21 protein-coding genes and 1 pseudogene are annotated in these 16,795 nt (G+C 57.6%); 20 read left to right on the forward strand and 2 right to left on the reverse strand.

What is annotated here, in order from left to right; translation table 11 throughout:
• From JK231_RS21320 to JK231_RS21360, 9 genes are all read left to right on the forward strand, one after another.
• Positions 1-435, forward strand: a 435-nt coding sequence (locus tag JK231_RS21320) for a DNA methyltransferase (RefSeq protein ID WP_249221774.1), incomplete at its 5' end; no start/stop codon positions are given.
• Between the two features lie 17 nt (positions 436-452).
• A complete protein-coding gene (locus JK231_RS21325; RefSeq protein WP_211729408.1) occupies positions 453-686 on the forward strand; it encodes a hypothetical protein in 234 nt (77 codons plus the stop codon).
• Between the two features lie 439 nt (positions 687-1,125).
• On the forward strand, positions 1,126-1,563 hold the full coding sequence (locus JK231_RS21330; RefSeq protein WP_211729409.1) for an antirestriction protein: 438 nt from the start codon (positions 1,126-1,128) through the stop codon (positions 1,561-1,563).
• Between the two features lie 48 nt (positions 1,564-1,611).
• Positions 1,612-2,025 carry a DUF1380 family protein gene (locus JK231_RS21335; RefSeq protein WP_211729410.1) on the forward strand — a complete coding sequence of 138 codons (414 nt, stop codon included), beginning with the start codon at positions 1,612-1,614 and terminating at the stop codon, positions 2,023-2,025.
• Positions 2,026-3,009: 984 nt separating this feature from the next.
• A complete protein-coding gene (locus JK231_RS21340) occupies positions 3,010-4,692 on the forward strand; it encodes a DUF4942 domain-containing protein (protein ID WP_249221775.1) in 1,683 nt (560 codons plus the stop codon).
• A 93-nt stretch (positions 4,693-4,785) separates the two neighbouring features.
• The gene (locus JK231_RS21345) at positions 4,786-5,232 is read left to right on the forward strand and encodes a conjugation system SOS inhibitor PsiB family protein (protein WP_211729411.1); all 447 of its coding nucleotides are present in this window, start codon (positions 4,786-4,788) and stop codon (positions 5,230-5,232) included.
• A complete protein-coding gene (locus JK231_RS21350) occupies positions 5,229-5,981 on the forward strand; it encodes a plasmid SOS inhibition protein A (RefSeq protein ID WP_211729412.1) in 753 nt (250 codons plus the stop codon). Before JK231_RS21345 ends, JK231_RS21350 begins: the two co-directional genes overlap by 4 nt.
• 53 nt (positions 5,982-6,034) lie before the next feature.
• Positions 6,035-6,379 carry a toxin gene (locus JK231_RS21355; RefSeq protein WP_211729413.1) on the forward strand — a complete coding sequence of 115 codons (345 nt, stop codon included), beginning with the start codon at positions 6,035-6,037 and terminating at the stop codon, positions 6,377-6,379.
• Positions 6,372-6,686, forward strand: coding sequence for a type II toxin-antitoxin system MqsA family antitoxin (locus JK231_RS21360; RefSeq protein ID WP_045834423.1), 315 nt, complete (start codon positions 6,372-6,374; stop codon positions 6,684-6,686). Before JK231_RS21355 ends, JK231_RS21360 begins: the two co-directional genes overlap by 8 nt.
• A gap of 79 nt (positions 6,687-6,765) precedes the next feature.
• On the opposite strand, the gene JK231_RS21365 is transcribed toward JK231_RS21360, so the two are convergent.
• A complete protein-coding gene (locus JK231_RS21365; protein WP_211729414.1) occupies positions 6,766-7,059 on the reverse strand; it encodes a hypothetical protein in 294 nt (97 codons plus the stop codon).
• A 533-nt stretch (positions 7,060-7,592) separates the two neighbouring features.
• Between JK231_RS21365 and JK231_RS25765 the strand changes: the two are divergent.
• The 5 genes and pseudogenes from JK231_RS25765 to JK231_RS21390 all read left to right on the forward strand — a co-directional run.
• Positions 7,593-7,814 (forward strand): annotated as a pseudogene (locus JK231_RS25765) (DUF905 family protein); the annotation flags it as partial.
• A gap of 365 nt (positions 7,815-8,179) precedes the next feature.
• Positions 8,180-8,329, forward strand: a complete 150-nt coding sequence (locus tag JK231_RS21375) for a succinate dehydrogenase flavoprotein subunit (protein WP_211729416.1) — start codon at positions 8,180-8,182, stop codon at positions 8,327-8,329.
• The gene (locus JK231_RS21380; RefSeq protein WP_211729417.1) at positions 8,326-8,898 is read left to right on the forward strand and encodes a hypothetical protein; all 573 of its coding nucleotides are present in this window, start codon (positions 8,326-8,328) and stop codon (positions 8,896-8,898) included. Before JK231_RS21375 ends, JK231_RS21380 begins: the two co-directional genes overlap by 4 nt.
• Positions 8,899-8,985: 87 nt before the next feature.
• Positions 8,986-9,333, forward strand: a complete 348-nt coding sequence (locus JK231_RS21385; protein WP_211729418.1) for a hypothetical protein — start codon at positions 8,986-8,988, stop codon at positions 9,331-9,333.
• An 11-nt stretch (positions 9,334-9,344) separates the two neighbouring features.
• On the forward strand, positions 9,345-9,755 hold the full coding sequence (locus JK231_RS21390; RefSeq protein ID WP_211729419.1) for a hypothetical protein: 411 nt from the start codon (positions 9,345-9,347) through the stop codon (positions 9,753-9,755).
• 498 nt (positions 9,756-10,253) lie between these two features.
• Here the strand turns inward: JK231_RS21390 and JK231_RS21395 are convergent, their stop codons facing one another.
• The gene (locus JK231_RS21395; protein WP_211729420.1) at positions 10,254-10,577 is read right to left on the reverse strand and encodes a hypothetical protein; all 324 of its coding nucleotides are present in this window, start codon (positions 10,575-10,577) and stop codon (positions 10,254-10,256) included.
• A 242-nt stretch (positions 10,578-10,819) separates the two neighbouring features.
• Between JK231_RS21395 and mobA the strand changes: the two genes are divergently transcribed.
• From mobA to JK231_RS21425, 6 genes are all read left to right on the forward strand, one after another.
• On the forward strand, positions 10,820-11,161 hold the full coding sequence (gene mobA, locus JK231_RS21400; RefSeq protein WP_211729421.1) for a plasmid mobilization protein MobA: 342 nt from the start codon (positions 10,820-10,822) through the stop codon (positions 11,159-11,161).
• On the forward strand, positions 11,161-13,125 hold the full coding sequence (traI, locus tag JK231_RS21405; RefSeq protein ID WP_211729422.1) for a TraI/MobA(P) family conjugative relaxase: 1,965 nt from the start codon (positions 11,161-11,163) through the stop codon (positions 13,123-13,125). Before mobA ends, traI begins: the two co-directional genes overlap by 1 nt.
• A gap of 109 nt (positions 13,126-13,234) precedes the next feature.
• The gene (locus tag JK231_RS21410) at positions 13,235-13,798 is read left to right on the forward strand and encodes a hypothetical protein (RefSeq protein WP_211729423.1); all 564 of its coding nucleotides are present in this window, start codon (positions 13,235-13,237) and stop codon (positions 13,796-13,798) included.
• Between the two features lie 257 nt (positions 13,799-14,055).
• On the forward strand, positions 14,056-14,241 hold the full coding sequence (locus tag JK231_RS21415; RefSeq protein ID WP_249221776.1) for a TraY domain-containing protein: 186 nt from the start codon (positions 14,056-14,058) through the stop codon (positions 14,239-14,241).
• 732 nt (positions 14,242-14,973) lie between these two features.
• The gene (locus JK231_RS21420) at positions 14,974-15,357 is read left to right on the forward strand and encodes an HNH endonuclease (RefSeq protein ID WP_211729425.1); all 384 of its coding nucleotides are present in this window, start codon (positions 14,974-14,976) and stop codon (positions 15,355-15,357) included.
• A gap of 406 nt (positions 15,358-15,763) precedes the next feature.
• Positions 15,764-16,795 (forward strand): TcpQ domain-containing protein, encoded by a 1,032-nt coding sequence (locus JK231_RS21425; protein WP_211729426.1) that lies wholly within the window; start codon positions 15,764-15,766, stop codon positions 16,793-16,795.

Genomic DNA, 16,795 nt, shown 5'->3' on the forward strand with positions numbered 1-16,795 from the left:
TTCTACGGCTGGAACCGGATAGACATTTTTATGCAGGCATGGAAGGCGGCCGGGTTCCGCGTGGTGGGCCACATCGTATTCACCAAGCCTTACGCCTCAAAATCGGCCTTCGTCGGCTACCAGCACGAAAGCGCCTACGTGCTGGCCAAAGGGCGCCCGGCGCTGCCGGCAAAGCCGCTGCCGGATGTGATGCCGTGGGAGTACACCGGCAACCGCCATCACCCGACCGAAAAGCCGGTCAGCGCCCTGCGGCCGCTGATTGAGACCTTCACGCAGCCCGGCGCCATTGTTCTGGACCCGTTTGCAGGTTCCGGCTCGACCTGCGTGGCCGCCCAGGAGTGCGGCCGCCGCTGGATTGGTATCGAGCTGATGGAACAGTACCACGCGGCCGGCCTGCGCCGCCTGTATGCCCACCGCGACGCCCGCGCGGCCTGATGAACGGAGAGAACACGATGAACGATCACACTATGCACCCTGATAACGATACCCTGGCGGCCGACGTGGCCGACCTGGAAGAGTCGCTGTACGAATTTCATCTGCGCCTGCGCGACATGATTGCGCGCCACCTCTGGCAGGGCGCCAGCCGCGAGCAGCGTATGGCTGGCCTGCTGATTGAGGGGATCGATAATGACCTGGTTGAACTGTACTGCCGCGCGGCCGTGATACAGAAACACCTGAGGGTGTGACTGATTAAAAATCGAACAGCGCTCTGCACCCCTGCCGGCGCACGGCAGGGCCAGTTTTATCCACAGGGTTCCGGGGCGGATATGCACCCCGGATGTGGACAAGACAATATGGATGTTGCTGCGCGCCTCATTGATGCCGCCTGCGGCGGGGGAATAAAAACCGTGCGGTCTGCGGCCGGTGCCGTGACTTCACTTTAGCCCGGCCGCTGCGTGTTCAAGAGGCGCAAGCTCGTCTCCTCCCCCGTTCGCACTCTCTCTGGCGCGCTTACTCCCGTCGCGCCTCCGCTCATGCTTCGCGTCTGCGCCGTCCGTAATCCCGCCTCCGTTCGCTTGCGCTGCGGCCTCGTCACCGCTCCTGAACACTCCGCTTTTCGCCGGGCTGTCATTCAGTCACGGCACAGGCCGGAACTGTTAACCACCCTGACTGCGGAGATTTCTGATGAAGACTGCCACCCCTGCTTTTGAGTCCGCGCGCGTCCTTGACGGCTACGTGCGCCTGCGTTTCCTGCCCGCGCTGTTCGGCGACGATTTCATGCGCGCCGAAAACAACGTGTACCTGTACGCCGATCGTTTCCTGGCGGACTACGACGGCGGCGTGTGGGACTTCGCGCAACTGCCGTCCGGCGGTGGCTTCATGAAGCCCGCAGCGGAGGAAACCTGGCGTTTCGTTAACCCGGCAAACCACAGCGATGTGCGCCTGAGCAGCGAGGCGGCGGGCATCGTGATCACCTCACTGGTGCTGAACCACCGCAGCTGGATGTATGACCGCCACGATGACACAGAGTTGTGCGCGCTGTACTGCCGCCGTCACCGCCAGCTGACCGACTACGCCTTTGCCCACCCCGAAGCCGCCGCGATTTTTGCCGCGCTGGACTGATTAACCTACGGGGCGGCTCTGGCCGCCCCGTTAACAGGAGAAAAATACATGATGTACGGCAGCGTTATCGATGTTTGTAAAAATCTGGCAGATGACTTCGGCAATGAGCAGTCAGTCGCCGTTCTGGTCTGGACACAAGCCGATGTGATGAACTGTGGCGAATGTATGGAGATGACGGAGGACGAGGCGGACAGGGTGCTCAGCGCCATTGGTGATGAGGGCTATCACTTTGAATACGGTATAGGCCAGGATCGTGTCCGCGAAATGCTGAACAACCTGCGCAATGAGGAGCAGCAGGCGCGGGAGGTCAGCGTGCCCGTAGTCGCGCTGACTCAGGTATTGCGGGTTGCGGGTGATTTTATGCGGCTTGAAGATGCGCAGAACGGCGAGGGCAGCGCAAAGCGGTTTTTCCCGCAGGAGCTTGAAGCCATCAGAAAAGTGATGGACGCGCTGAAGGGTTAACCGGGGCGGGCACGGAAGCCCGGATAACTAGAAAAAAAAGCCCCGTGACAGGGGCGCTTCATAACGGAACCGGAACGTCGGCAACGGCTACGGGTTAATCCTTAACCATAAAGAAGAAAGGCAGTGCTCTATGTCCGTCTGAATTATAGCGCTTTTTTTCGTTTCGTATGGGCGCCCCGGTAAAGGCGAAAAACCTCTGCCGCCTTCGCGGCGGCCCCGGTTCCCGCGCCTGCGGCCCCGGTCTCGGTGGCCTTATTCGAATTCCTGGCCAGTCTGTTAAATGGGGAAACTTAACAGAGAGTGATGGCACATTATTTGTTATTAAATTCAATTGCATACATTTTTTCATGCTTGTGATAATTCGTAACTATCCCGAATTTTTTCAGCGTGACAGGCGAGTCCTTCTGGAGTCAAACCAGCGCCGGCTCGGGCAGAATCACTGAAAACACACTCAAAATATGAACAAACTTCCGGGACATGGCCCCCTTCGGCTTCCCGGCAAGCCGGGTCGTCGAGCCCTACTGCGCTAACCGGCAAAGCCGGTAAGCTCCGCCGGAACGCGAAGGGCCGCGCTCCGTGCCTGACGGCTAGGGTCTGATGGCTGAGGTCAACGGCTGCTGCCGGCTTCGCCGTCGCTTTCACCGTCCCGGCAAACCCCCGCCGGGCCTTCAAGGCCAGCCCGCGGGGCGGTCTGCAACGTCCCTTCTGACGCTCCTCTGCATTCCGGCCAGCCCTTGCGCGGAGGGCTGGTCGTAGCACCGCCGGTTCAGGCAGAAAGGGGTGAAGTGCACGCCGCCAAAAACTTTTCGCCAGGGGCCGCAAAAACTTTTTGTCGTCGCCCCTTTATGCCCTCACTTCGTCGTTGCTCCTTTGCCCTTTGCCGCGAAAGGCCAGACCGGAAAGAAGAAACCCGCGTCAGAGAAGGTCTTTTTCGGGTCCGCAGCGCGTGCTGCACCCATTCAGCCGGATTTAAGGAGCTATGCCATGCAAAATACACTCGTAAACGTCACCCCTGATGCGACCGCCGACCGCGCCCCTATCAACGCTGTCGGGGAAGTCATTTCAGAGACCTTTTTTGCGCCCGTTGAAACCGATCTGATTGATAGCCTGCTGGGTCGTTATAACTTCCTGCGCACGAAGCTGAATGACCTGTCCGTATCAATCCGCGGCGGTGACAATCATGAGGCCGTGGGGCACTTCCTGAGAGGCAACCTCCACGGCAGCCGGGGCTACCACGTGCCGCCCGTGTCGAAGCTGTTTGACCTGCCCGGCGCGCTGGCGTCACTGAATGCCGATTTCTGGCAGCAGGCGCTGAGCCTGACCGACGTTTACGAGTACATGCCCAACGACCGCCGCAATGAGTGGAACAATCAGATCCATGAGATGAAAGCGCCGGATTTTGAGGAGAACGCCGTGCGTGCCACGCTCACCGAGCTGCTTTTCTCACGGCAGAAATTTTTCTCCGAGCGCGTTGACGGTATTTTCCGCAGCCTGTCGCGCAGCCACGTGACCAACCGCCCGGAAGGCTTCAGCAAGCGCATGATTCTTGAATATATGTTCGATCAGTGGGGCACGTGCAACTACGACCGCACCGGCTACGTGGACGACCTGCGCAAGGTGATCGCGAAATTCATGGGGCGCGATGCAACCGGCCTGAACACCACCAACAAAATTTTAAAAATTGCGCGCGACCGTTCGGGCGAGTGGATTACCATCGACGGGGGCGCGCTGCGCGTCAAAGCCTTCCAGAAAGGCACCATTCATCTTGAAATTCACCCGGATATGGCCTGGCGCCTGAATGACATTCTGGCCTTCCTGCACCCGGCGGCCATTCCGGCGGAGCACCGCCAGAAGCCACGCACGAAGGCGAAAACCTTTGAGCTGCACACAAACCTCCTGCCGTTTTCCGTACTGAGCGTGCTCGGTGACCTCCAGACAGAGCGCACCGAGCCAGAGCAGCGCAACCGCCGGGAAGAGCCGCGCCCGCCCGTGACGACAAACCCCTATAACCGCCGCTTTAAGGGCTATTCGGATGAGAACCCGGCTGCGCGCGCGGAAGCGGAAAAAGTGCTGCTGAGCCTGGGCGGCGTAAAGATGAACATTAACGCCTTTACCTGGTTCGAATTCGATTACGACCCGGCCACGGCGCTGGAAGATATCCAGCTTTCCGGCGCGCTGCCGGAGCTGAAAACGCATCAGTTTTACCCGACCACGGGCGAACTTGCCGCGCAGCTGCTCGATGAGGCGGACATCCGCGAGGGGGAAACCTGCCTGGAGCCGAGCGCGGGCATGGGAGGGCTGGCCGACCTGATGCCGAAGGCGCAGACCACCTGCGTGGAAATTTCGCCGCTGCACTGCCGCGTACTGGAGGCCAAAGGCCACAACGTGATCGAAGCCGATTTTCTGGCGTGGGCACCGGTGACCGATCAGCGGTTTGATGTTGTCGTGATGAATCCGCCGTTTAGTGAAGGCCGCGCCGTGGCGCACCTGAACGCGGCGGCGGATCTGGTGAAGAACGGCGGACGCCTGGCGGCCATCCTGCCCGCAGGCAGCGACCGCAAAAACCTGCTGCCGGGCTGGGACTGCAGCTGGTCCGCGCCGATGGAGGGGATGTTTGCGGGAACCGGGGTTTGTGTGGTGCGCCTCATGGCGTACAAGCCGGATTAAACCCGGCCCGGCTGGCAGGGACGACCCTGCCGGACACCGCACCGGCCCGCTAAACGGGCCGGGAAACTGAACCCCGAGACAGAGCAGAACATCATGACCCAGGAAGAAAAATTCACGCTTTACACCCTGCAGGCCTTCACCGGCTGCGATTTTGAAGCCTACCGCAACCGGGGCGAAGCATTTCGCCAGCGCCTGAGCGGTGCCGTACTGAACGCGCTGCAGCTGCCGGACAACTGGCGCACAGACTGCGAGATGCGCGGCGAATGGGGCGGAGCCTATCCCGTACACCTGCGGCTGACCCTCGCCGATGCCGCCGGGCTTGCCGTCGAGCTGGTCAGCCCGTCGGCCGATTCGCCCGTTTGGTGCGCGCTGCTGACGGATGCGCGCACCCGGTCACGCGTCCCGCTGAGCGCTGGCTATCGTTTTGAACCTGCAACGCTTCGCACCACGCTTGAAAAAATTGCAGAGTACACGCGGGCGGGCTTCACCGGTGCCGGTCAGCTGGTCGCCGCGCTTCGGATGGGAGGGCACGCCGCATGATCCCAAAATCACTTTCTCTGGTCACCCTGCTGCCCGAACGTCAGGCCGCCCTGCAGGCCATCGCGGCGGTTGAGCACGCGCAGCAGCGGGGGACGCGGCTGGCCCGCCATCCCTACGCCGCCGCGTTTATGAAGCAGCTGAGCGGCAGGAGCCGCGTCAGCGTCCAGGCACTGAACCGCATCCGGGGCATCTACCTGCGCCCGCGCGAAAAGCGCGCGCCGCTGCCGGAGTGGGAAGGGGCGCTGGATATTTTCCTCAGCACGTCGGGCGAGGTGTGCCCGCTGCCGCTGCCGGGCGAACTGGCCACCACGCTGTTTCCGGAGGCCGTTTTCCGCCGGGCAGAACGTGTAAAACACGCTGCAGATAAGTCCGTCAGCCACGCGGCGCGGCGGGAACGGCTGGGCACCGACTATCAGGAACGCCAGCTGGAGAACCGCATCCGTCAGGCTGAAACTGAGCTGGCATTTCGCACGCCGGAGACCCTGCGCGGCTGGTTCGCCGCCTGGTGTGACAGCGTGCCGGAAAACGATCTGAAGAACATGATCGCCGCGTGGGCGCGGCGCTTTCCGTCGCTGAACGGCCTGGAAACCCTGCAGCCGTATGCCGGAGACGTTGCCTGTGAAGTGGCGGGAGAAATTCACCTGCGATCGCTGCACATGGACAGCGCGCAGAAGGGCATGAACCGCTGGCTGGTGCCAAACAAGCTGACGGCGCAGTCTTATCAGGAACAGGTGACTGATGAATATTGAACTATCCCCAATATGGGGATATAATGTCCTTAAGTTGGGGACAGGAACTAACCATGCACGCGTTATTTATTGAGCTTTCTACCTTTCAGAAATACCGGGCCGACTATCTGAATGATGACCAGTTCAGGCTGTTTCAGAGCATGCTGCTGGCCGACCCGGAAAAAGGTGATCTGATCCCGGACACGGGCGGGTTACGTAAAGTCCGGTTCCGGGACGAGCGACGAAACAAGGGCACCCGTGGCGGGATCAGGGTTATCTATTACTGGACCAACGAAAAAGGCCAGTTCATCCTGTTTACCATCTACGATAAAGATCAGCGTGACGATCTGACCAAACAGCAGCGCGACGCCCTGGCGGCGGCGCTGAACGTAATTAAAAAGGGGCTGAGACATGACTGAACGCGACATTTTCAGTGAGCTGATGACCGGCATGCAGGAGCTGAAAGATCACCAGGACGGAAAAATTACGCTCAAGACTTACAAGGTAAGCAAGCGCGAGCCCGTCACCATCGCGCCGCAGGAGCTGCGCGACGTGCGCGAAAAACTTAACCTGTCACAGGCCGTTTTCGCGCACTACCTGCACACGGGCGAAACCACCTATCAGAACTGGGAGCAGGGCAGGGCTAAGCCGAACGCTCAGGCTGTACTGCTGATCCGCATGGTGCAGCAGAACCCGGAAACCCTGCAGACGCTGGCGCAGCTTTAAAGAGCATACCGCTGCACTTTTACCGCGAGGAGATGCCTGATGACGATGTTTACTCCCCCGCATCCGGGCGTGCTGGCCGCTACTGCACAGGAACGGCCCGGCAAGTAACCCTGCGAAAGATAACCTTACACCGCGCCGCCTTGCGCGGTTTTGCTTGGTGCTTTCTGCCAGCCTGGAAAGGCAACACCGCCGCCCTGCGGGCCGGGAAAACCGGTGCTGGCGCACCGGTCCTCTCCGCCCGGATGCGTATGGCCATCATCTCCAGACCCGGTTCAGCTTCTGTTTTTCTCCAGTCAGTTCTGACTTCCTGCCGCATAAAAATACCTTTTAACAGCCACAGCCACAGCCACAGCCACAGCCACAGCAAAAACATGGCCCCCTTCGGCTCCCCGGCAAGCCGGGTCGTCGAGCCCTACTGCGCTAACCGGCAAAGCCGGTAAGCTCCGCCGGAACGCGAAGGGCCGCGCTCCGTGCCTGACGGCTAGGGTCTGATGGCTGAGGTCAACGGCTGCTGCCGGCTTCGCCGCCGCTTTCACCGTCCCGGCAAAACCCCGCCGGGCCTTTAAGGCCCGCGGGGCGGTCTGAAACTTCCCTTCTGACGCTCCTCTGCATTCCGGCCAGCCCTTGCGCGGAGGGCTGGTCGTAGCACCGCCGGTTCAGGCAGAAAGGGGTGAAGTGCACGCCGCCAAAAACTTTTCGCCAGGGGCCGCAAAAACTTTTTGTCGTCGCCCCTTTATGCCCTCACTTCGTCGTTGCTCCTTTGCCCTTTGCCGCGAAAGGCCAGACCGGAAAGAAGAAACCCGCGTCAGAGAAGGGCTTTTCAGGCACCGCGCGGCGGTCAGCCGGATCATTAATTTCAGACAGGAGCACATCATGACTTCAACCCAGACGGGCACCACCACCGAAATGCGCTGCGTCGCGGCGCTGGGCGACGGCGCATTTTCGCGCGAGCAGGCCACTCACGTCACGGCCGCTTTCAGCAATGTTTTCATTGAGGACGATCAGGGCAGCCACTTTCGCCTGGTCGTGCGCGAGCCGTCAGGCGCGCTTATCTGGCGCTCGTTTGATTTTGAACATGATGCGGGCTACTGGATGCGCAGGTACATCAACAGCCAGGGCGTGCGCCAGTCCCTGCGTGGCCAGCTGACGGCGCTGACCGACCTGAATGACGTCGCGATCACGCTCACCCAGCGCCGGGAGTTTATGGCCCATATCCTGAACAACCTGGCCGGGGCCGTGGCGCAGCGGGTGCCGGAAAATCAGGTGATGCTTCCGGCTGACGAGTCAGAAGTGTGGAAGGAGGCCGGGCGCATCGCGCTGGCGCACTTCGGGCTTCAGGGGGAAAAAGCATTCCTGAAGGCGAGCCAGTGGCTGACCGCAGAGCTGGAGCAGGGCAGTAACGTACAGGCGTAAAAAAGCAGGGTTGCCCCTGCTTCATTACGGCGGCCAGTCCCACCTGGCTGCCTCATCAAAATCTGCACTAAGGAGAAGTTATGAATTTTGACCCGCAAATCGTCGCACACGCACTTACTTTTGTAAATGCCCTGCGTAATGGCCAGCTGGCGCACGTGCCCGCCATGCCCTTTGCCCTGTGGCAGCAGTTCATGACCACCGTAAACAACCTGATGGAGGCGCAGCCATGAGCATCGCAACGCACATGAATTTACCTTTCGCGCTGGCACCCGTGACGCAGAACGACATCATCCGCGTGCTGGGCGAATACACCTTTATCCGCCTGGATAACGGCGACGAAGCGTTTTATCACCACGGCAACTGGATCACCGGCGCGGACGCGAGCTGCGGTGAGCCTTCCGTATTAGGGCTGGCGCAGAGCATGGCGCGCGCGGGGTGCAAGTCCCTGCGCTCCGTCGAACTGCCTGTCCCGGATGATAAGGAGTGGAGCTGGGACGACGTGGTTACGCAGCTGGTACGCGCTTCATTTACGCGTCAGGTGCGCGGCGAACTGACCGTAACAGTCACTGAAAATACCCGACACGGTCGCGGCGTGCACGTCTGCTCCGATCCGCTGCTGAGTGGAATGGATAATAACCTCTGGTTTCCGCTGAACGAGGAGGAAGACTGGCACGCAGGCATCGAGCGCGTGCTGACCATGAACGGCGTGGCGGAGAACGTGGTGCGGCTGGAACCACTGCGTGAGGGTTCCGGATACACCGATTTAAAGGTGATTTATAACCGGAAAATCTGCGCCTGATGCGCAGAGGGGCCGGAGAAAAACCGGCCTCATGACGTTGTTTTTCCGTCCCGTTCTGAGCGTCACAGCATTACAGAGGTCGTCACAATGAAATCCGAATCTATTAACTCACTAACCGCTTCACCTTCTGAAGAAACGTTCACCATCCTTGATTTACAGGCGCTATCGCAGCGTGCGGAAGCTTCTGAAGAGGTGAACGATAACGCCCGCCGCATCAGCCTGGCGGCATCCGCACTATTGGGTTTCGCGGAGCAGACGGGGATCGGCTACAGCACCGAACCCGCAGAAACCGCCGTCACCGATCTTCTGACGGACATTATGCACCTGTGCGCGCACTGCTGGCCGGTTGATGGTGCCATCACATTTGTAAGCATACTCAATACCGCCCGGATGCACTTCGATGAGGAATCCGATGAACATGCACAGTGGGACTGAATGAAATGAATATGACCATCACAGATATTACGGAAGGCATGAACAGTTCGCACGAAGGCTATGCGGATCTGGTTGCAGACTCTGTTTCCTTCAGCCTCGGCCGCCCGCTGACAAATGAGGAATACACGCAAATCTACAACATCCCCGAACGCGCCATTTCTGATGCGGTTCAGAAGCTGGAAAACAGCGAAAGTGTGGATGACAAACCGCTCACGCAGGAGCAGTTCAACGACCTTGCTGACTACATCTGTCGCTGGGGCGTATTCACCGGACCGGGCGGCATTCAGGGGCATGAGTTTCAGGCACTGACCGTCATTGATGAGCCCACCGAGGAACCGGAAGGGCGTAAAATTTACGTCGGTGTTCGCTACCCGTTAGCGGTGTATGACTTTGACATTGGCTTCACGGTTCTGCGCTCCTGAAAAGAAAAATAACATTCCGTTAGCGGGCAATAAATCGAGCCTGTTCACGGAACCAAGCGAAATTAAAATCACACAATATCGGAAGCCGTCATTAAGACGGTCTGCACAAATGACTTCATTAAATGCTCTTCAAAGTAAGCCAAATGAACCGGAAATCTGTCGCTGTGCGGTTATCAGTAATGCGCACATGACGCAGAGTGATTCTGAGATTCTGGACTCAATATCACCCAGGGTGAGCGGTGAAGAGGGTGCCTGTCACTGGATACATCCCACGCGATACGGTTTTCTGATCCGCCTTTCAGCAAGTTCGGACACGATTGGGATACTCAGGGGGGCAGGGCTGTCGGATGACTTCTGTCACGTTGTCACCTTTCTGTCTGAAAAGCGCCGGGCTTCGATGATTCACTTCGACGCTGATGCTGACCTACTTGAAGGATTCAGCGTCCACAACTGGTAAAAAATAGTCCGGCAGGCGCGTATCCAACCCGCCGGATATTTTCATGATGCAGGCTGGTTTTCCTGCGGCGTGATTTTCTGCTGTACTGCCTCCGCCTTACGCGGAGTCCGTTTTTTCTTTCCACTTCCCTCGTTCACCACAGCGGAAATTGCCTTTTCACTGAAACGAAACTGCATGGCATCCAGCGCCGACTTGATATCCGAAACCGTGTAACCCTTCTCTTTTGCCAGAACCAGAATAGTGTCCTTCAGATTTTCCAGTGCCGCCTCTCTGGTGATGCGCTGCGGCGTCAAATCCGGGAGATTTTCCAGATTCCTGCGCGCCTCATCCAGCTGCTCCTGCGTGAAAACATTACGTACCGCCATCTCATTTCTTCCTTCGCAATGGTAAAGACCCGATTTTGCTGGATTTTTACCACCATTTCCACCCCCATCACCTCACATGACGCTGGTTTACTTCTGAGCAGCTAAGTGGCAAAATACAAACAGTTGATTAAAGACGGGACAGGAAATGTTTTGTGAACACCGCCAGCACGCTGGCAGTGATTCCCAAAACGACCTGCTCAGGGCTCCGCCCCGAGACCCGTGTAATGTGCCAAGGTTGAGTTATGTCGAAAAGCGAAAAGCGTCAGAGGGAAAAACTGGTCAAGTGCCGCTGCACAGAGGCGGAGTACGAGGCCATCAACAAGAAAGCCGTCGCCGCCGGGCTGACGACTTCCGAATACCTGCGCCGTACGGCACTGAATCGTCGCATTACCGTACGTACTGACATTCGCATGATGAACGAGCTGCTGCGTCTGGGGGGCCTGCAGAAACACCTGTACACCCAGATGCAGACGAGTATGACCACCGAGCTGAGCCACCAGTTTTCTGAGGTGCTGACCAGCATCAAGCACGCCATTAACGCGCTGGACATGACACCGGTGCCGGTTGAGGACATGAAAGACTGATGAACGTTATCATCCCGCCAAAGCGTCGCGATAAGAAGACCAGCTTTAAGAAGCTGGTCAGCTACGTGAGCACGCGGGAGGAAAAGAAACCGGGTGAAGTCGTCTCGAATGAAGCGGCCCATACTGCGGGAACTGAATACGTCGCCACGCCGGGATTTGGTCAGCTGGTTGATTACGTCGGACGTAAGCGCGCCGCACCGGCAACAGAAATTGTCAGCACTTCACCCGAGGGCATTCAGCGCGTGCTCTCCGGTGAAGTGCTGTGTGAAACCAACTGCTGGTCTCTGGATACCGCCGCGTCCGAAATGAACCATACGGCCTCGCAGAACCGCCACTGCAAAGATGCGGTGTATCATTTTATTCTGTCCTGGCAGGGCGACGAAGACCCGTCACCCGATGCGGTATTCCGCTCCGTCCGGTACAGCCTCAAACAGCTGGGTATGGAAGAACATCAGTACGTCGCCGCCATCCACCGAGACACGGACAATATCCACTGTCACGTATCGGCTAACCGCGTCCATCCGTCGACGTTCCGCGCGCAAAACATGTGGAACGACGCCGACGAGCTGCAGAAGTGCTGCCGCGTTCTGGAGCGCGAATTCGGCTTTAAAGTCGATAACGGTAGCTGGCATATGGATGCGTATGGTGACCTTCACCGTACCCGCCGTGATATGCCAGCAACCCCGCGCGGCGCGGCTAAGCGTGAAATCTTCTCTGATAAAGAAAGCCTGCATGGCTATGCCGTTCGCGAAACCCGTCAGATGCTGAATGACTTTGCAGAACAGGATTGTCTGGACTGGCCGCTGGTCCATAACGTGCTTTACACGCGCGGACTCGGTCTGCGCGAGCAGCAGGGTGGGCTCGCTGTCTACGATCTTCTGAACCCGGAAGGCATCAGAGTGAAAGCGTCTGACGTTCACCCTGCTATCAGCCATACGGCTATGGTGAAGCGCTGGGGAGAATACCAACCGGCACCTCCTGCATCCGATCCTGATAATCATGAAGCCGGGATACTCGTCGTTGATAAATTCTATATGCCGCAGCTGCATGTGCGCGATCAGGAAGCCCGTCGTGAACGCAGGGAAGCCCGCGCGGTAGCGCGTGACATATTGCGCGCACGTTACGATGCTTACCGAACTGGCTGGGACAAACCTGACCTGCGCGCGGGTGAGCGGTTCCGTCAGATTGCGTCTCACTGCGTGGTGGCCAAGGCTCACGTCCGCGAAAGCGTCAGGGATCCGCTGATGCGCAAGCTGATGTACCGCGTGGCTGAGTTTGAAAAGATGAAGGCCATGGCCGAACTGCGCCTGCAGCTGCGAGAAGAACGCCAGACTCTGAAAGAGACCGGAGAAAACCGTCCGCTGAGCTGGAAGTCGTGGGTTGAACGCGAAGCGGTGAAAGGTGACGTTGCTGCACTGAGTCAGATGCGTGGCTGGGCTTACCGTGAGAAGCGCAATGCAAAACAGCGTGGATCTCAAATTCATTCTCCTGACGCCGTTGTCTCCTTTGGCCCGGGTGATGATGCTCCACTTCTTCGTAACCCGACACATGATGTCAGGCTCAGCAAAGACGGATGCGTGGAATACCAGCGCAACGGAATAACCGAGGTTGCTGATTATGGTGACAGGGTGGAAGTGTATCCGCGAAATGAAGCCGATCAGGAAACCTGGTGGCTTGCCGCTGCAGTCACCGCACGTCGTTCAGGCGATAATGCAGTGATCAATGGTGAGCAAACGTCGGTGACACGCCTGCTGGACAGCGGCGCGGTACTAAATGCTAATAATCCAGTCCACCGGTTCAGTGTAGGCAATAAAGCCCAGCAGGACAGAATTGACGTCACCGAGGCGTGGTTCCGTGAGAAGTACCGCAATAATGCTGCGGAGATGGAGTCAGTGCCTCGTTATGATTCAAATGAGCCGGATAACGCTCCTGCTCGCGTTATCAGAGATTTACCACGACCATGAGGAGATTAACAGAAGAGACATAAGCCAAATTGAAGTACTTAGTCGCTGATTGCACAGGCTGGACCCCTGTACAACCAGCTAACCATAACAACCTTACAGGGAGGCTGCCATGGCTGCCGTGGATCCTATTCATTTTCAAAAAGCGATCAACCTTTTTCCTCAACTGTCTCAAACTCAGGCTGAAAACTGTTTTATCTTCTCAACGAGTGCTACATATCATGAGGTGTCAGAAATAAGGGGGAAATCGCCTGTTTCTATAAAAAAAACCCTTGAGAAGGCACAGGCCAATCTTGAACTTTATACAGTGCAGAGTATCCGCCCGGTTTTTTTAACTCGTCTCATGTTCAATGCTTTTTACCTTATCAGAACAGGTAAAAAGAGAAGTTCATCTCTCAAATTTGATATCGAGACATTTCTTTCATCAACTCGCGGAGAGCAAAATTCCTTCAGACTTTTTCCTGAGCTTGATATCAACCATTCCCTGCTGATGTGCGCTTTTTGTTCAGGTGAGACGATGGATAACATCTGTTCCGCATTTTTAGTGAATGATAGTCAGGTGCAGAAGGCCATTGATAACTTTCTACGGATAATGAACATTAATTCTCTTCAGACTCTCAGGATAATTGTTTTAGTAAGGCTCGAGTCTTATCTGGCCAGTATTACAATATCTTAATTTTTCTAATAAATGTGACCCATTAAATATGGGCCACATTTTTTTTATCTCAGTTTTTTATTCTGCAAGTTTGGATTTTAACCTGCACTTAGAGAAAGCCCACCCTAAATCATCAATTATGCATTTTGTCAATGACCTCATTTAGGTTATTGCGCATATTAGGACCAATCTTATTTAATGCTTACATTGCTAACACGATCCATACATTCGGTTACGGAAGAACAAAGATGCCTGCTCACATTAACAAAGAAAAGGGAATGCAAGTCCTGCTGCGCCTCTCCCCGGAGATGACCGCTATGCTGAGCCAGGCCGCAGACCGTTCCGGTCGCAGCAATACCAAAGAGGCACTTGTGCGTCTTGAAGATCATCTTAAGTCGTTTACTGACCTAGCCACACCAGGGCGCCGGTTTAGCGCTGACAACAGCGAAGCAACCAACAATTAAATTATCAGTCAGCATCAGCTACTGCTGGCTTTCCTTTTAATGAAATTATGCGCATCCGCGCAGGGCTTTTTTTTTGCCCGAAAACCGCCTCCGCTCTTTAACAATGTGCCCGAAACCCTGATCTCAAGGTCCTCTCTTGCCGGCATGCAGTTCTGGTGCGCGGAAGACGTCCGGAGGCTATGTCATGGCCAGAATCACATCAGGGGAACCCACAGCTTTACGGGGCAGGTTATAAGCGACTGAGGCAGGCATTCCAGGTCGCTTATTTCACTGACGGGCACAACTCAAAGTCGGAATGTCGGGTAGTACGTCCATATCCCAACGAGTCAGTTCGATACACCTTTTCTGGATTCACCTGCGGGATTCGCGGTGCCGGTTTCCGGAAATTCAATTTCCGGAGTGTATTAGCGTTGCGCACACGCGCAGCAGCAAACGGGTTGTTAACCAGTTTCATATTATTCTCCCTGCGAATCAGTTCGACGTAGCCACTGTAGGCCCCGGGGCGATCCGTCGGGCCCCCTGCAACTGGTGATGATTAGCCCTTCAGTGAACTGAAGGCGCGAACAGGTTTCCCTGCCGTACTACGCCACATACGCAAAGATGACGCAGAGCAGTCTGTGCGGGCCCACTCACACTGAGTGGGTCAGCCCGGTGCGGTTCTGACCGAGCTGATATTACATAACAGGCATCTGTGAGATGCAGGACGTATTCAGAGGACAATCAGGGGATAACATGAATCTTACAAAACGAAAACGGGAAGCGCTGCGTGAGCAGTTCAGAGGGCGCTGCGCCTTCTGCGGCAGCAAGCTGCCTGCCCGCGAGTGGCACGCAGAATTTATTGGCGAGGACTATGTGCAGGGTGGCATTGCGCCAGTGTGTAAGGAATGCCGCACCGCTAAGGGCAATGCCTCGCCGGAAGCCTTTCGCGCGCTGCTCGCCGAGCAGGTTGAGCGGGCTCAGCGTCACAGCGCTAATTTTCGCACGGCTCTGCGTTTCGGACTCTGTCACGTCAAAGCCGAACCCGTTGTGTTCTGGTTTGAACAATGCGAGTCATCCTCTGTCGTTACACCTGCTCCGACTCTGATCACATCGCAGACCCCTGCATCCGCCGCCTGACGGCGGGTCTTATTATCCTGGATTTACATGGATAACGGATTCCTTATCTGGATTATCAGCGCCAACTGAACCGGAGCCCGGAAACTCGTCGGGCTGAACCTGAATATTTCTCTTCACAACGCAAAGCGCACTCGCCCAGACCGGTCAGTGCGCTTTTCGTTGTGGCGGACCTGCGGCCAGCGCACGCGGTCAGACTGACATCGTCTTATTGCTTATTAATTCGATGCGACAAGTCTAAGTCATGCCGCTCTGGCGTCTGTCAGTCTGGCCAGAGCACCGGGAGGCACCCGGCGCCACGACACCCCTACTGACCGGCAGGTTCGCCTGCCTTCCCGCACGGTTTTTGCCGGTCCGGCTCCGGCCGCCGCAGAGACGGTGCAGCCCTGAGTTATCCGGAGTTCTCTCTATGTCATTTACCGAACGGGCAGGGCTGATACCGGTCCTGCTGCTGACCGGCTGCGCGCAGCCTGCTGTTTACACCGGGCCGCCTTCGGGCAGCGTGGTGGACAGCATGCTCTCGCGCAGCGCGGCCGACATCAGCGCCATGCAGTACCGGGTGCATCAGACCGGGCCCGCGGCTCAGCGGCCGGCTTTGCCCGCCGCGAAAGCTGTCACACCACTGACGCCGGGTATCACCGGAGCTTCCGCGCTGACGGTTAAGCCTGCGTCTTCACCTCCTGCCTCAGCACCGGGCGCCGGACCTGCCGACGGCTTTATCCGTCAGGACGGTGCGGCGCCCACGCTGCGCGCAGCCCTGCGTAAAATCGTGCCGCCCGGACAGACCGTGGTGTTCGATAAGGCCGTTTCCGCCGACGCGCCGGAGCTGTGGCGCTGGACGGGCAATGACCGCTGGCAGTACGTTGCGGACAAGATGCTGGCCGCGCATGGCCTGAAGGTCTCCGTCAATGAAAAGACGCACACAGTAACGGTTGAGCCGGCACAGCGTGCGCAGACCGCACATGCTGCTACAGCTGCAGCACAATCGGTGCCGCCCGCTAAAGCAGCGGGCGCGGTGAAAGCTACGCCGTTACCCACCACCGGCCGGAACCCCTTCCGCGGAAATAAGGCCGGGACTGCGGTAATCAGCCCGACCGGTGAACCGGTGAAAACCGTGGTCAAGCCACAGCCCGCGGTGCGCATCTGGAAAATTGAGCGGGGCACCACGCTCCGTCAGGGTTATGAGCAGTGGGTGTCACAGGAAGCCTGTTCCTCCGACAAGCCAAAATGGACGGTCCGGTGGGATACGGGCACCAACTATCCGATCGATTACACTCTGACGTTTCATGCGGCAAGCTTTGAGGATGCGACGGCGCAGCTGTTTAACCTCTGGCACCGCGCACAGGTGCCGCTGTTTGTCAGCGGCTACCGACAGCAGTGCCTCGTCGTCATCAGCGACGCTCCCCCGTCCACTTCGTCTCCGTCTTCGCCACAGGAATAA

The sequence above is a fragment of the Pantoea sp. JGM49 genome, assembly GCF_018257655.1.
Taxonomy (GTDB): Bacteria; Pseudomonadota; Gammaproteobacteria; order Enterobacterales; family Enterobacteriaceae; genus Pantoea; species Pantoea communis.